This window comes from Paenibacillus sp. Soil724D2 (assembly GCF_001427935.1).
GTDB lineage: Bacteria > Bacillota > Bacilli > Paenibacillales > NBRC-103111 > Paenibacillus_E.
Genome location: NZ_LMRY01000024.1, coordinates 1 through 13784 on the forward strand (window position 1 = coordinate 1; position 13784 = coordinate 13784).

Below are 13784 nucleotides of genomic sequence, written 5' to 3' on the forward strand. Positions count from 1 at the left end.
CCCTTGTAGACGACGAGGTTGATAGGTTCGAGGTGGAAGTGCAGCAATGCATGCAGCTGACGAATACTAATCGGTCGAGGGCTTAACCTAATATAGGGATCTTTAATCGTAGATTAAAGTCTCTCAGCTTGAAACCTAAAATTCTAACTTTACGCAAGTTTCGTATCTAGTTTTCAGGGTGCAAGACAGCCTGAACAGTTTTTCGATGTTTCCTGGCAGAAGCATCCCGTTTGGTGATGATGGCGGAGGGGACCCACGCGTTCCCATCTCGAACACGACCGTTAAGCCCTCCAGCGTCGATGGTACTTGAACCGCAGGGTTCTGGGNGTTTGGTGATGATGGCGGAGGGGACCCACGCGTTCCCATCTCGAACACGACCGTTAAGCCCTCCAGCGTCGATGGTACTTGAACCGCAGGGTTCTGGGAGAGTAGAACGTTGCCAAGCACACGAAAAAACCTTACAAGGAGAAATCCTAGTAAGGTTTTTTTCTATTTGTACCGATCGAGTAAGGCTAGAATAACTAAATCTCATTTGTCTAGCAAACTCCGGAATAGGAGTCCCTAAAGGCTTCTATTCCATTGCTTTTTGGCAAAATTAAGCAAATAGCATACGCTAAAGGCTTCTATTTTCAAAGAAATAGCGGGATTCAAACGGTTATCAACAAAATAGAAGCTCCTAAAGACCGCTATTCCACTATCGATCACTTTTTACAACAAATAAGAGCCCCTATAAGCTCTTATTCCATTTCAAGAACACTACTGCATGTAGCAAGACGTGTCCTTACCTGTGATCTTAATCAATCCAGCTTTGCGGTAAGGGCGAAATCGGAAAAGCATCCACAGCCGCGGCATGAGCATCCAAACATGAAAAATCGTAAGATGGATTAACCATTTGTCAGGTATCCAAGGGTAAAGAAGTGTAATCATAGCAAGGCCAATCCAAAATAAAGTCAGCTGTATTCTGGATACCAGTCGTATGGAGGCATTTCCCTCTGGTAAGAATCCACACCAAAAGAGCCCCCAACGGTAAGACCAGCCCCTCATAGCCATTCCAATTGTGAACTGAAAATAGATCCGGATGAGCAAAGAGTGAAAGATAAGAAGAAGCGGATAGCTGACTAAGAGCGGCAGCCAGTTTGTAGGGTCAAATTTGTAAAAAACCGCTAGTACCAGCAGCATAAAATAAACAATTATTTTATACAAGGAATGATATATTCGCTTCATTAGAGTATAGCTGTAAATGGTAGATTGTTTGGAAAGATTTGCTTCCTGTTTAGTAGACATGCTGATGACCTCCGCAAGGCGGTTAACCTGATATAAGTCTATATCGGCACATGACTTCCAAAATATGAGTGTTTAGCTAGTTTAGGAGAATTGCGATTCGGATATACTAATAGTAAAAGATCGTGGGGTGATCATATGGAGGAGAACCGAATAGGGGTATGTATGATTTGCGAGCAGCAGCGGGTTGGCGGAATTCATATTATTATGGCCTTTATCTGCGATGAGTGCAGCAGTGAAATGGTCAAAACGAATGTAAATGATCAGAAATATCCATTTTTCGTGAGGCAGATGAAGAAAGCTTTCTATATAGGCAATTCAAAACAATACATGAATTAATGGGAGAAGCTTCTTATGGAAGCTTTTTTTGTTTTTTTAGCGTCAATCCACTACTATAAGGGTATAAAATAGAAAGCTCAAGGAGCTCAAGGAGTCATGTCAACATGAGCAGCCAACATTCAAAACAGGCACGTACGCCGCTTTTTGAAGCAATGGTCGCCCATCACGATAAGAACCCTGCAAGTTTTCATGTACCTGGTCATAAATCCGGACAAGGCTTGCTAGATGAAGGGACAGGCTTCCTTAAGACGGTGATGTCTGTCGATTTTACAGAAATTACAGGTCTAGATGATTTACATAATGCAGAGGGTGTTATTCGTGAGGCCGAGCAGCTAGCGGCAGATTGCTTTGGCGCAGAGGAAACGTATTTTCTGATTGGTGGGAGTACGGTTGGTAATTTGGCCATGATTTCAGCTGTATGTGAGAAAGATGATATCATCCTTGTGCAGAGGAATGTACATAAGTCGGTCATTCATGGGCTTATGCTGGCCGGTGCCAAGGCGGTGTTCATAGCTCCTGCTATACATCCGGAAACAGGTGTGGCCACAAGTCTATATATCGAAGATGTAAAGCAAGCGCTTGTGTTGTATCCAGAGGCTAAGGGGATTTTTCTAACAAACCCGAATTATTACGGCATAGGTGTTAATCTCAAGCCTTTCGCTGAATTGATGCATGAACATGGGAAGCTGCTGCTGGTGGATGAAGCGCACGGTGCGCACTATGGATTTCATCATGAGATGCCAGCTTCCGCTTTATCGCAAGGGGCTGATGCTGTGGTACAATCCACACACAAGATGCTTACTGCAATGACCATGGGGGCTATGCTGCACGTCCAAGGACCTCGGATAGACCGAAGGGCTATTCAACGGCTGCTTGCTATGCTGCAGAGCTCAAGTCCCTCTTATCCAATTATGGCGTCACTAGATTTGGCGAGAAAGCGAATGCATACGGAAGGCAGAGACTGGCTAGAACAGGGACTTGTTGTTGTAAAAGAGTTCAGGTCGCTGCTTGATGAACTTACCGCATTCGGTTATCACCCACGAGAGTTTTCGGGAAATCAGAGTCAAGAGGTTCAAACTGAAGATCCATTTAAAATAGCGATCTATGATGGGACGAATACGATTTCTGGAACCGAACTCAAAGAAAGGTTGGAAGCCCAAGGCTGCTTTGTCGAAATGACGGATGGGCGTCAAGTGCTTCTTGTATTCACACCAGCTTCCACCAGAGCGGATATGTTAAGAGTTGTCCAAGCGTTAACTAACATTTGTTTAGACGTTCCTATACAAAAGAAGGAACTTCAAGCGCCAATCTCGAATATACTTAAATTACCCTACTATACTCCAATCTCTTCTCCTGTTGCCTTTGATATGAGAGATATCTCCAAAGCATCACGAGACAGCGCGTTTAGTCAGGTAAGTGTTCAGGGAGCGGTCGGGAAGCGTTCTGCGGATATGGTAATCCCTTATCCACCGGGAATTCCCTATTTATACCCTGGCGAAATCATTTCGGCTTCTGTGGCCGAAGCCTTATTGCAATTGGCCGCAAACGGAATCAAGTTTCAAGGAACCGAATTTGGGCAGACACAAAAGCTAAAGATATACACATAAACCATTCTATGATCTGGTAAAGCAGCATGCAGGAGGAAGCGTGAACGGAATATTTATAACGTTTGAAGGGCCGGACGGCGCTGGGAAAACAACACAGCTGAAGAAATTGGCTGAGGAGCTTAAGAAACAAGGACATGACGTCCTCGTTACGAGAGAACCGGGCGGAACGGCAATCAGTGATCAAATCCGCAGTATTATTCTTGACCCTGTGAACAAGGAGATGGTGGATCAAGCGGAAGTTTTGCTTTACGCATCATCCAGAGCACAGCATGTGCATCAGTTAATTCTTCCGGCACTCGCAGCTGGCCGAATAGTGCTATGTGATCGCTTCATTGATGCAAGTGTTGCTTATCAAGCTTACGGGCTTGGCGTAGATGTAGATATGGTAAAAGCCATCTCGCGTTATGCCAGTTCAGGACTGCAAGCAACCCGGACATACATCTTAGATGTGCCAGTGGAAGTAAGCTTGGCAAGACTTCACCATAGAGCATCGGGCACGGGCGTGAATGCCCAACAATTGGATCGCATTGAACAGAAAAACGTAGATTATCACAGCCGGGTACGGGAAGGTTTTCATCAGATTGCAGCTGATCATCCTGAACGGGTGCGAGTTGTTAATGCAAACCGTAGCGAAGATGAGATTGCAAAAGATATACGGACGGATTGTAATCAATTGCTGGAGGAACATATTTCCTGTTAAAGCAGAAAATCCATTCTTAGTTTATAATAAAAGGGAGGAATCACCCATGAAACTAGTCGTTGCCGTTGTACAAGATAAGGACAGTAACCGTCTCTCTAATGCTTTAATAAAAGAAGGGTTTCGCGCCACGAAGCTGGCAAGTACCGGTGGATTTTTACGTGCGGGAAACACGACTTTTATGATTGGTACGGAAGATGAGAGGGTGCAAGAGGTCATGCAGGTTATTCGCACCAATTGCAAAATTCGGGAACAGCTTGTTACACCGGTTTCTCCAATGGGAGGAACGACGGATTCCTATATTCCATTCCCTGTGGAAGTTCAAGTGGGTGGAGCCGCGGTTTTCGTATTGCCGGTAGAGCGCTTCGAGCATTACTAATCAGACATACACAAGGATGGATGCGTCTTGAAAATTAATCCGGGGTGGCAGCCCATCGGTAAGAACGTCAAAGTGAATGAGAACGTCCCGCCGCCACAGATGGCCCCCCGGAATTTCTCTGACATTATGCAGCAGCAGGATGAGAAATTTACGCAGGAGCAATTATCCAAGATGGTGCAGCAAATTACGCTGCAGGGCGATCGTCTGTCGCGGGCAATGACGGTGAGAGAGCTTCTGCAGTACAAACTGCTGATTAAACAGTTTCTAGAAGAAACCGCTCGCCGTGGTGTCAATTTAAGAGATACGAAGGGCTGGGATCGCCGCGGCCGTTCGAAGCGATATAAGCTTTTGGAAGAAATCGATCTAGAACTGCTTTCATTAGCAGATGAATTGCTGGAAAATGAGCAAGGTCGAATTGAAATTTTGCATAAAATCGGAGAAATCCGAGGGATGCTGATTAACTTACTATTTTAAAATATAAGAAAATAGTTGTTTAACGGTATATGATGTTAATATTTCTGGGTAAACACACTCGTCCTGGAAGGACAGTGTAGCCGTTTATCCTCGGGATGGAGCGTATTTCTAATGTCCTTTCAAGCCATACCGGGGCAAGCAGCGGCTAAGCAGCTTCTGCAGAACGGGCTGCGGCAAGACAAGCTGTCTCATGCGTATATATTTAGTGGGCCTGTAGGAACTGGACGCTCGGAGATGGCCATAGCTTTGGCTAAAGCTATCTACTGCCAGCACGGGACTGAAGAGGCATGCGGTGAATGTTTGGAATGTCGTAAGGTTGAGCATCGTAATCATCCGGATCTACACATCGTTACACCAGATGGAGCTTCGATTAAGATCGAGCAGATTCGTGAGCTGCAAAAGGAGTTTGCTTACCGCGCTACAGCCTCCGGAACCAAAATTTATATCCTGTATCATGCAGATAAAATGACGGTACAGGCTGCTAATAGTTTGTTGAAGTTTCTAGAAGAGCCGACCTCTCGTGTGGTCGCGATTCTCATAACTGAGAATGGCAATGCGCTGCTGCCGACGATTCAATCGCGGGCGCAGTGGATTAATTTCACGCCAATGCCGCGTGAGCAAATGGTCTTGACGCTTTTGCAAGAGGGTCATGCCGCATCGCTTGTTCAGCCCGCCGCACATTTAACGGCAGGATTGCAAGCGGCTAGGGATTTAATAGCTGCGAATTGGTTTGCAGAAATGAGAACCGTAGTGTTACAATTAGCTAAGGAGACGCTCACACGTTTCCCTACTTCCATGATTACGGTACAGCAACGGATTGTGAAAACGGAGCTAGCGGATCATATGTCGAGTCTTTTCGACTTGTTGATTCTCTGGTTTAAAGATATGGTGCAGTTGCGCCTGGAGCGCAGAGATAAGCTTGTTTATAATGATCAGCTGGACTGGATGAGCTCCCTCGCGTTCAGCCGGGATGTCTCAGTATGGGTGCGTATGATGGAGCAAGCCGTAGATTTACAAAAACGACTGCGTTTCAACGCCAATTCTCAGCTGGTTATAGAGAAAATGCTCGTGGAGATGCAGGGGGTGTAAGATGTATTCGGTAGTTGGCGTCCGCTTTAAGAAGGCGGGTAAAATATATTATTTTGATCCGATTGATTTGCCAATTGAGAAAGAAAGTGCCGTTATTGTTGAAACCGCTCGCGGAGTGGAATACGGCAAAGTTGTCGTTGGAAAGAAGACTGTCAAAGAAAATGACGTCGTTCTTCCTCTCAAAAAGGTGATTCGCATTGCGGATGACTCGGATGCTGATTTGGTTGAAGAAAATAAGAAAGCGGCCAAAGATGCGTTTCAAACATGCCACGAGAAAATTAAAGACCATAGTCTTAAGATGAAGCTCGTGGACGTAGAGTATACCTTTGATCGCAATAAAATTATTTTTTATTTTACGGCAGAAGGGCGCGTTGATTTCCGGGAGCTCGTGAAGGATTTGGCGAGTATTTTCCGGACCAGAATCGAGCTGCGTCAAATTGGTGTACGGGATGAAGCGAAGATGCTTGGAGGTATAGGTCCGTGTGGGCGAATTCTATGCTGTTCCTCGTTCTTAGGTGATTTCGAACCCGTATCCATTAAGATGGCGAAAGACCAGAACTTATCGCTTAACCCAACCAAGATTTCGGGATTATGCGGACGGTTAATGTGTTGTTTGAAATATGAACATGATAACTACGAGAGCGCGAAGGATTCACTGCCAACCGTAGGTAGACAAGTAATCACTTCTTTTGGTAATGGTAAGGTACTCGGATTGAATATCAAAGAACGTACAGCAAAGGTTCAATTGTTTGACCTTGGAAAAGCACTTGATTTACCTTTCGATGATGTAGTTGAACAAGAATAGAGGCAAAGTATCCAAGGAGGCGCTGGCCAGTAAGCATGCATGGCACTAGAGGTGAAAGCGTGGATAAACAAGATATTTTTGGACAAATAGATGGGATCGAAGAACGAATGGGTGCCACTTATGCCGAGTTGGGTGCCTTAAAGAAACAAATTATTAACCTCATCGAAGAAAATAAGAGATTAAGCATAGAAAATCAGCAGCTCCGCAAACTGATCAGACAAGAGGAAACCATTGTCGAGCAGCCAGTTGGAGAGGCGGAGGAACCTCTTCCGTTACCTGGAGCAGGTTATGATAATTTGACTCGCTTGTATAATGAAGGTTTTCATATATGCAATGTATATTATGGACACCTTCGGACCGAGGGAGATTGTTTGTTTTGCTTATCCTTTTTAAATAAATAAGTGATTTTGACCGTAGGGGTGTATGCCTTACGGTTTTTTTCCATAAAGTGCAGACTAGAGAGGAAATGACGGAGAATACGTATGAAGCAAGTACAGTTAAGACCTACCGAACGAATTGATGATTTATTGACGTATGATTTGAAAATTATACAGAGTGATGAAGTGTTCAGCTTTTCGCTAGATGCCGTCCTGTTAGGTCGGTTCTGCAGTGTGGCTCCCAAGGGGCGCATGATTGATTTATGTACGGGCAATGGGGTCATCCCTTTGCTCTTAACAACGCGGACACGAGCTGAGATTTGGGGCGTTGAAATTCAAGAACGGCTCGCGGATATGGCAGTTCGTAATAGCGAGATTAATGGATTGGAAGACCGGCTGCATATGCTCCAGGGAGATCTGAAAACCATTCACGAAACCTTAGGACATGGCCAATTTGATGTCGTTACGGTGAATCCTCCCTATCTGCCTGTGCCTAATGGTGAGCAGAACGCCAATGAGCATTTTGCTGCGGCTCGTCATGAAATATATTGCAACTTAGAAGATGTCATTGCGGCAAGCGCAAAGCTGGTGAAGGCTGGCGGTAAAGTAGCGATGGTCCACAGGGCTACTCGTTTAATTGATATCTGCTGCTTAATGAGGCAGTATCGACTTGAACCGAAGCGCATTCGCTATGTGCACGCACGTGCTGGTGAAGAGGCGATGATGGTGTTGGTCGAGGGAATGAAGGATGGAAAGCCAGAAATCCGTACTTTACCGCCGCTTATTGTTTATGACGACAATCAAGAGTACTGTAGAGAGCTGAAAGAAATTTACTACGGGGGCAGAAGCTCCTTAGAGTTTTCGTAAGAAAACTGGCTTCGTAAGCATAATCATAAAAAAGTGAAGAGGGACATAACAGTGAGCTTGAATGTGCAAAAGAGCTATCGTGAGGATGGGAGCGGCGTAGGCACGCTGTACCTGGTTGCCACACCGATAGGCAACCTAGAAGATATGACCTTCCGTGCGATTCGCACCCTGAAGGAAGTGAGCATGATTGCCGCTGAGGACACGCGGCAAACGCGCAAGCTGCTGACGCACTTCGAGGTCGCTACGCGACTCGTCAGCTATCACGAACACAACAAGCAAGCAAGCGGACCCGAACTCGTCCGCTTGCTGCTTGAAGGGCAGAGCATCGCGCTGGTCAGCGATGCAGGGCTGCCGGCCATCTCCGATCCAGGTTACGACCTGGTGAGGATGGCCGTAGAGCAGAGCGTGCCGGTGGTGCCTATCCCCGGCGCGAATGCGGCTCTGTCGGCGCTGATTGCATCAGGCTTGCCGACAGAGCGTTTCTGCTTCGTCGGTTTTCTCCCCAGGGAGAAAAAGGATCAGACGAAGGTGCTTGAAGGGCTGCAGCATACGCAGGATACGCTGCTGTTCTATGAATCGCCGCACCGTGTAGAGAAAACACTTACCCGCATGGCGGAAGTGTGGGGGGCGGAGCGTCGGGTGTGTCTCGCCCGCGAGCTGACGAAGCGGTACGAAGAGTTCCTGCGGGGCACCATCGCAGAGTGCCTCGCGCATTTAGAGCAGTACCCGCCGCAGGGCGAGTACTGCGTGATCGCCGAAGGCACATCGGAGAAGGCAGCCCGCGAAGCAGCCGATGGCTGGTGGGAGGCGATGACACTGGGCGAGCATGTTGAGCACTACGAGCAAAGCGGGAGCGATCGCAAGGATGCACTGAAGTTGGTCGCGAGCGACCGCGGACTTTCCAAGCGTGATGTGTACAATGCACTACTCGAGCGCTAAAGCGCGCGGGAAGTGCGGCGTTCCCGCCGCACTCGCCGCTATATCGTTCTCCCGGACAAAAAAAGATCTCTAATCCGTGGCCGAAGCCAACAAATTAGAGATTAGAGGAGATATGAAAAAGGTTAGAATTACCAATAGGATAAGTGCTACTTCTATTATATACTACTTTTCTTATTTTGTCACAGGTGTTGGCATTTCTGCTAAACAAATATGACAAACAATTTTTCCTTTGAAGTAGGATACGTTTTCAGCGTTTCCACAGAAGATACAAGCAGGCTCATATTTCTTCAACATGATGCGCTCGCCGTCTACATAAATCTCCAAAGCGTCTTTCTCACCAATTCCCAGCGTGCGGCGCAACTCGATTGGAATAACAACGCGACCCAATTCGTCAACTTTTCTTACAATTCCCGTAGATTTCATCATATATATAAACCCCTTTCGATTTTATCAAAAATTTATCAATATCGTCATGTTTCGACATATCTTCTTGCCTAATGATACCAACGATTCCCAAAATAGTCAACCATATTTTCGTCTATTTGAGGTTATAATTCAAAAAAATTTTTAATATTGTTTCTGTTTAAAATATGATAAAAACCAAGTAGAATAAGGGAATGTAAGCCATATATTACGTGTGACCTCCTTAAAAAGCTCAAAATTAAGAAGATAAAGGGTCTCCAAGTAAGACAGAGAAATTGGAATAAGTATTTCGACATAATGCGACAATTGTGTCGAAGTGACAAAGAGAATTGTCGAAATTATTTAAATTTGCTAAAGAGAGGTTGTGAATGAATGAAGGAAGAGAAGGTTTTTAAAGATCCGGTTCATAAATATATTTACGTGCAGGATAATACGATTTGGGATTTAATTAATACGCGAGAGTTTCAGAGACTGCGCCGCATAAGGCAGTTAGGAACTTCTTATTTAACTTTTCATGGTGCTGAGCATAGTAGATTCTCTCATTCACTAGGTGTCTATGAAATCACTCGGAAAATTATTTCACAATTCGAACGCAATCACTATGAGGATTGGCCTCAAGAGGAACGTCTGCTCTGCCTTTGTGCGGCCTTGCTCCATGATCTGGGTCACGGACCCTTCTCGCACTCCATTGAAAAAGCTTTCGGAACGAGACATGAAGACTGGTCATGCAGAATTGTCCTTGGAGATACGGAAGTGAATAAAATCCTCAGTCGAGTGTCACCCGATTTTCCGAAAAAAGTGGCAGGGGTTATTTGTAAATCGTATAGTGAAGAAATTGTGGTTAGCCTTGTATCCAGCCAGTTGGATGCAGATCGCATGGACTATTTACTGCGCGACGCCTATTTCACTGGTGTAAATTATGGCACGTTTGATCTGGAGCGGATTCTTCGTGTTATTAGGCCCTATAAGGGGCATATTGTTGTTAAAGAAAGCGGAATGCATGCCGTAGAAGACTATTTAATGTCTCGCTATCAAATGTATTGGCAGGTGTATTTCCATCCCGTGACACGTAGTGCGGAAATTTTGCTGCACAAAGTTTTTGCGCGGGCTAAACATTTATACGAAGAAAATTATACGTTTGGTTTTATGGTTGAGCCTATTTTGCATCTGATTCAGAATAAAATTACGCTGGAAGATTATTTACTATTGGATGAGTCTGTTATGCAGACGATGCTAACTTTCTGGAGTAATGAGAAAGATCCTATTTTAGGTGATATGTGTAAACGGTTTTTGGATCGTAAGTTGTACAAATACAGCACCTTTGATGAATCTAATCAACGTCAGATTAAGCTGATGGAAAAAGTGATGGCCGAGGTCGGATTCGATCCTACCTATTACATGGAAATTGACTTTCCATCGAATCAATCCTATGACGTGTATAGACCGGGGGAAACGGACGATAACTTGCCGATTTTTCTGCTGGATCATAAGGAGACCTTAACGGAGATTACGCATCGATCTGAGATTGTTCAGTCCATCAGTGGATTCCAAATGGGTAAGCATCATGTGTATTATCCGGAGGAGCTGTTGGAACGGTTGAACGCAACCAATTATCCTGATTTATGGGCACTGCTTGGCGAGCAAGATTAACTAGAAAAATAAGTGAAGCAGAATATTACAACTTAAGGGAGAACGAAGATGCTAACGGATTCACACACACATTTAAATGCTGAACAATTTAATGAAGATCAAGATGAAGTGATTGGGCGAGCGCTGGACGCCGGAGTGACAAGAATAGTGAATGTAGGCTTCAACCGGGAGACCATACCCAGTTCGATTGCCCTCGCTGAGAGGTACGATTTCATTTATTCTACCGTAGGTTGGCATCCTGTTGATGCAATTGATATGATGCCTGGCGACTTAGAATGGATTGAAGAGCTGTGCAAGCATGAGAAAGTTGTTGCCATCGGAGAAATTGGACTAGATTACTATTGGGATAAGTCACCGAAGGATGTACAGCAGCGGGTATTCCGGGAGCAAATTCGTCTAGCGCGTAAATTAGGGATGCCCATTGTCGTACATAATCGAGATGCCCATCATGATATTTTGCACATTTTAAAAGAAGAGAAGGCCGAGGAAGTGGGGGGAATCATGCACTGCTTCTCTGGAAGCTGGGAGACAGCGAAGCAGTGTCTGGATATGAATTTTCATATTTCTTTTGGAGGTCCAGTTACATTTAAGAACGCTAGGCAACCGAAGGAAGTACTGGCGCAAGTTCCGCTAGATCGTATATTAATTGAGACCGATGCTCCTTACTTGACCCCCCATCCTTTCCGCGGCAAGCGAAATGAAACCGGTTATGTTCGCTTGGTAGCTGAGATGGCCGCGGAAATTCGAGGTATGACTTTGGAAGAGATTGCGGAAATAACAACAAACAATGCCATTCGATTGCTAGGTCTCAAGTAAGGCATTTTTCTCGAACCTACGGCGAAGTACAATACCGCAGCTGAAAGAAATGAAGATGAGACTGATGAGTGGAACGAGCAGATAGATGGGTGAAGAGCGAATCATAAGAGGAATCGTCAAGATACATAGCTCAAGCAACAAGACTGACCAAATGATAATGGCCAATGAGCCGGCCTTCGAATTCTGATTGAGTGGGTACATCTCGAGCCAGAACGTATAGCGGTGGGCGCGTTCGAGCGACGATAACTGAACAAGGGAAATCACAAGTGAAATCATGAAGATTAAACTCCTTGCAGTACCGCTGCTTGAAACGGCTATAGCGAGCACCCCTAACAAGGTGATACGCAGTACGATAGCGAACAGCTCCGTACGCTGCAATGTCTTCATATATAGATATAAATAGGAAGCATCTTGTCTAAAAGGTATGAACCGTGTAAGCCCGCTGATCCAACTTCGGCGGGCTATTCGCGTTCCCATTTGAGGCACATCCACGAACCAGCTGAAAAAGGCATAAAGCCGAGCTTGCTGCTGACTTTCCTTGGTGATCAAGTAGTCCCAGCCGATGACGTATTTAGATACGAAATGAACAGCTGCTAACCATACGAAAATGAGAAGCAGCGCCGCGCCGCTTGCCCATAAAATGCTGGTTAGAAATTGCAGCGATATGAGAGCAGTTGTTGCAATCCAGCGAAAGCTAACCGAAGCTAATCTGGCACGCTCGTGAGCAAATCGGCTCTCCTGCCAGCTAGCTAATAAATTAGCTAGCTTTAATAGAAGAAGTAGTGCAAGCATTAATAAGAAATGCTGCTCTGAAGCGCCCAGACAGTGATGATAAAGCGGCCATAAAATAACCCAAGCAATAAATGTCCAAAAAGCTTGCAATGTCAAACTGTACATGAATCCGCTTCGGAAATAAGCGCCCATTTGATGTTCGATCCGTAACAAAAACATGCGGTCTGCTTTCCTTACCAATGTACGAATGGGGCTTGAAGATAGAATCGGAACGAGCAGCAGAAGCACGATCCACAGATAAGGATAATCTGTCGGAAGACGCTGTAGTATTTTTGCATAATAATAGGAAGAAATGATGACAAGAAACAACACGAGACCGATGAAATTACTACGCGCTGCGTATTGCCAATAGCCCATGGATTCCTTCATATAATGTTCGAATCTTTGCTGCCATAAGGTATGGGTGTTGATGTCCATATTTCTCATAACTAATCCCCTTGTACGAGCTTATAGAAAATGTCGTCTAGTGACGCTCCCGGAAGTTCGGTTTGCCCGCGTAATTCGACTAAATCACCCTGCGCAACCATGCGACCTCGATGAAGGACAACGTAGTTATCGCAATATTTTTCAATGGTTGACAAAATATGCGATGAGATGAGGAATGATGCTCCTTTATGTTTCATTTTGACCATTAATTCTAATAAGGAACGGATCGCTAAAGGGTCAAGGCCGAGAAAGGGTTCATCGATAATATATAACGAGGGTTCGATCAGAAATGCGTTCATAATCATGACTTTCTGTTTCATTCCTTTGGATAAATGGCTGGCGAAGCTGTTCAGCTTGTCCTTCATTTGAAACTGCTCCAAAAGGGAGCTAGATCGAGCCAAATAGTCGTCCTTCGACAAACCGTAGGCCATAGCGGTTAGCTCAAGGTGTTCTCGGATCGTAAGCTCTTCGTAGAGCTCAGGACTTTCGGGTACATAAGCGTAAGTTGCGCGATAGGACAAAGGATTTTCAGCTAAAGTGAGTCCGTTGATTCGAATCGATCCTTTTTGCGGTTGAAGAAGGCCGAGAATGTTTTTGATTGTCGTACTTTTACCCGCACCATTAAGTCCGATGAGTCCCATCATTTCACCTTGACGGATAGAAAAGGTTAGGTCATGAAGAACAGGTTTTTTTGGTAAATATCCCCCGTATAAAGAGTCAACTTGTAGAATGGAGCCCATCTCATTGCCTCCCTGATTAGCAAATTATTGGTATTTATGAATCACTTTCCTATACGATCATTATAAACAAATTTGTAATTTAA

16 protein-coding genes, 2 rRNA genes and 1 other annotated feature are annotated in these 13784 nt (G+C 45.0%); of the genes, 14 read left to right on the forward strand and 4 right to left on the reverse strand.

Translation table 11 applies throughout. From position 1 onward, the window contains the following. A 23S ribosomal RNA gene (locus ASG85_RS20765) occupies positions 1-90 on the forward strand; the annotation flags it as partial. Positions 91-229: 139 nt separating this feature from the next. Continuing rightward, positions 230-311: a sequence feature (5S ribosomal RNA rRNA prediction is too short), on the forward strand. Between the two features lie 17 nt (positions 312-328). Beyond that, positions 329-445: ribosomal RNA gene (gene rrf / locus ASG85_RS20770) — 5S ribosomal RNA — on the forward strand. A gap of 311 nt (positions 446-756) precedes the next feature. Here rrf and ASG85_RS20775 read toward each other — a convergent pair. Next, positions 757-1284 (reverse strand): hypothetical protein, encoded by a 528-nt coding sequence (locus ASG85_RS20775; protein WP_057303803.1) that lies wholly within the window; start codon positions 1282-1284, stop codon positions 757-759. A gap of 135 nt (positions 1285-1419) precedes the next feature. Here ASG85_RS20775 and ASG85_RS20780 point away from each other — a divergent pair, with 135 nt between their 5' ends. The 10 genes from ASG85_RS20780 (at position 1420) to rsmI (ending at position 8854) form a co-directional block, all read left to right on the forward strand. Further along, positions 1420-1620, forward strand: coding sequence for a sigma factor G inhibitor Gin (locus ASG85_RS20780; RefSeq protein WP_057303804.1), 201 nt, complete (start codon positions 1420-1422; stop codon positions 1618-1620). A gap of 104 nt (positions 1621-1724) precedes the next feature. After that, complete coding sequence (locus ASG85_RS20785) at positions 1725-3227, forward strand: aminotransferase class I/II-fold pyridoxal phosphate-dependent enzyme (protein WP_060647654.1); 1503 nt, start codon at positions 1725-1727, stop codon at positions 3225-3227. Positions 3228-3267: 40 nt separating this feature from the next. Continuing rightward, on the forward strand, positions 3268-3927 hold the full coding sequence (gene tmk / locus ASG85_RS20790) for a dTMP kinase (RefSeq protein ID WP_057303806.1): 660 nt from the start codon (positions 3268-3270) through the stop codon (positions 3925-3927). Positions 3928-3973: 46 nt separating this feature from the next. Next, positions 3974-4303 carry a cyclic-di-AMP receptor gene (locus ASG85_RS20795; RefSeq protein ID WP_029198490.1) on the forward strand — a complete coding sequence of 110 codons (330 nt, stop codon included), beginning with the start codon at positions 3974-3976 and terminating at the stop codon, positions 4301-4303. Between the two features lie 27 nt (positions 4304-4330). Next, on the forward strand, positions 4331-4777 hold the full coding sequence (locus tag ASG85_RS20800; RefSeq protein ID WP_029198491.1) for a YaaR family protein: 447 nt from the start codon (positions 4331-4333) through the stop codon (positions 4775-4777). 111 nt (positions 4778-4888) lie between these two features. Then, positions 4889-5866, forward strand: coding sequence for a DNA polymerase III subunit delta' (gene holB / locus ASG85_RS20805; protein ID WP_060647655.1), 978 nt, complete (start codon positions 4889-4891; stop codon positions 5864-5866). Position 5867: 1 nt separating this feature from the next. After that, positions 5868-6671 (forward strand): stage 0 sporulation family protein, encoded by an 804-nt coding sequence (locus tag ASG85_RS20810; RefSeq protein WP_029198493.1) that lies wholly within the window; start codon positions 5868-5870, stop codon positions 6669-6671. 59 nt (positions 6672-6730) lie between these two features. Continuing rightward, positions 6731-7072 carry a DNA replication initiation control protein YabA gene (gene yabA, locus ASG85_RS20815; protein ID WP_029198494.1) on the forward strand — a complete coding sequence of 114 codons (342 nt, stop codon included), beginning with the start codon at positions 6731-6733 and terminating at the stop codon, positions 7070-7072. A gap of 81 nt (positions 7073-7153) precedes the next feature. Beyond that, positions 7154-7915, forward strand: coding sequence for a tRNA1(Val) (adenine(37)-N6)-methyltransferase (locus ASG85_RS20820; protein WP_057303808.1), 762 nt, complete (start codon positions 7154-7156; stop codon positions 7913-7915). Positions 7916-7966: 51 nt separating this feature from the next. Beyond that, positions 7967-8854 carry a 16S rRNA (cytidine(1402)-2'-O)-methyltransferase gene (gene rsmI, locus ASG85_RS20825; RefSeq protein WP_057303809.1) on the forward strand — a complete coding sequence of 296 codons (888 nt, stop codon included), beginning with the start codon at positions 7967-7969 and terminating at the stop codon, positions 8852-8854. 171 nt (positions 8855-9025) lie between these two features. On the opposite strand, the gene ASG85_RS20830 is transcribed toward rsmI, so the two are convergent. Then, the gene (locus tag ASG85_RS20830) at positions 9026-9280 is read right to left on the reverse strand and encodes an AbrB/MazE/SpoVT family DNA-binding domain-containing protein (protein WP_028557356.1); all 255 of its coding nucleotides are present in this window, start codon (positions 9278-9280) and stop codon (positions 9026-9028) included. A 369-nt stretch (positions 9281-9649) separates the two neighbouring features. Between ASG85_RS20830 and ASG85_RS20835 the strand changes: the two genes are divergently transcribed. Both ASG85_RS20835 and ASG85_RS20840 read left to right on the forward strand, forming a co-directional pair. Next, entirely contained in the window at positions 9650-10927 is a 1278-nt protein-coding gene (locus ASG85_RS20835; RefSeq protein WP_057303810.1) for an HD domain-containing protein, read from the forward strand. 48 nt (positions 10928-10975) lie between these two features. Then, positions 10976-11743: a TatD family hydrolase gene (locus tag ASG85_RS20840; protein WP_060647656.1), complete on the forward strand. Its 768-nt coding sequence runs from the start codon at positions 10976-10978 to the stop codon at positions 11741-11743. Here ASG85_RS20840 and ASG85_RS20845 read toward each other — a convergent pair. Continuing rightward, on the reverse strand, positions 11729-12961 hold the full coding sequence (locus ASG85_RS20845; protein ID WP_057303812.1) for an ABC transporter permease: 1233 nt from the start codon (positions 12959-12961) through the stop codon (positions 11729-11731). The two genes, ASG85_RS20840 and ASG85_RS20845, sit on opposite strands and share 15 nt — an antisense overlap. 2 nt (positions 12962-12963) lie before the next feature. Next, positions 12964-13701 (reverse strand): ABC transporter ATP-binding protein, encoded by a 738-nt coding sequence (locus ASG85_RS20850; protein ID WP_060647657.1) that lies wholly within the window; start codon positions 13699-13701, stop codon positions 12964-12966. Positions 13702-13784: the final 83 nt, after the last annotated feature.

What these genes read in the sequence shown, in the direction of transcription:
- ASG85_RS20775 (WP_057303803.1), bottom strand. Translation starts at nt 1,284, where the DNA reads ATGTCTACTAAACAGGAAGCAAATCTTTCCAAACAATCTACCATTTAC.
- ASG85_RS20845 (WP_057303812.1), bottom strand. Translation starts at nt 12,961, where the DNA reads ATGAGAAATATGGACATCAACACCCATACCTTATGGCAGCAAAGATTC.
- holB (WP_060647655.1), top strand. Translation starts at nt 4,889, where the DNA reads ATGTCCTTTCAAGCCATACCGGGGCAAGCAGCGGCTAAGCAGCTTCTG.
- ASG85_RS20810 (WP_029198493.1), top strand. Translation starts at nt 5,868, where the DNA reads ATGTATTCGGTAGTTGGCGTCCGCTTTAAGAAGGCGGGTAAAATATAT.
- ASG85_RS20850 (WP_060647657.1), bottom strand. Translation starts at nt 13,701, where the DNA reads ATGGGCTCCATTCTACAAGTTGACTCTTTATACGGGGGATATTTACCA.
- ASG85_RS20820 (WP_057303808.1), top strand. Translation starts at nt 7,154, where the DNA reads ATGAAGCAAGTACAGTTAAGACCTACCGAACGAATTGATGATTTATTG.
- ASG85_RS20780 (WP_057303804.1), top strand. Translation starts at nt 1,420, where the DNA reads ATGGAGGAGAACCGAATAGGGGTATGTATGATTTGCGAGCAGCAGCGG.
- ASG85_RS20830 (WP_028557356.1), bottom strand. Translation starts at nt 9,280, where the DNA reads ATGATGAAATCTACGGGAATTGTAAGAAAAGTTGACGAATTGGGTCGC.
- ASG85_RS20785 (WP_060647654.1), top strand. Translation starts at nt 1,725, where the DNA reads ATGAGCAGCCAACATTCAAAACAGGCACGTACGCCGCTTTTTGAAGCA.
- ASG85_RS20835 (WP_057303810.1), top strand. Translation starts at nt 9,650, where the DNA reads ATGAAGGAAGAGAAGGTTTTTAAAGATCCGGTTCATAAATATATTTAC.
- ASG85_RS20840 (WP_060647656.1), top strand. Translation starts at nt 10,976, where the DNA reads ATGCTAACGGATTCACACACACATTTAAATGCTGAACAATTTAATGAA.
- ASG85_RS20795 (WP_029198490.1), top strand. Translation starts at nt 3,974, where the DNA reads ATGAAACTAGTCGTTGCCGTTGTACAAGATAAGGACAGTAACCGTCTC.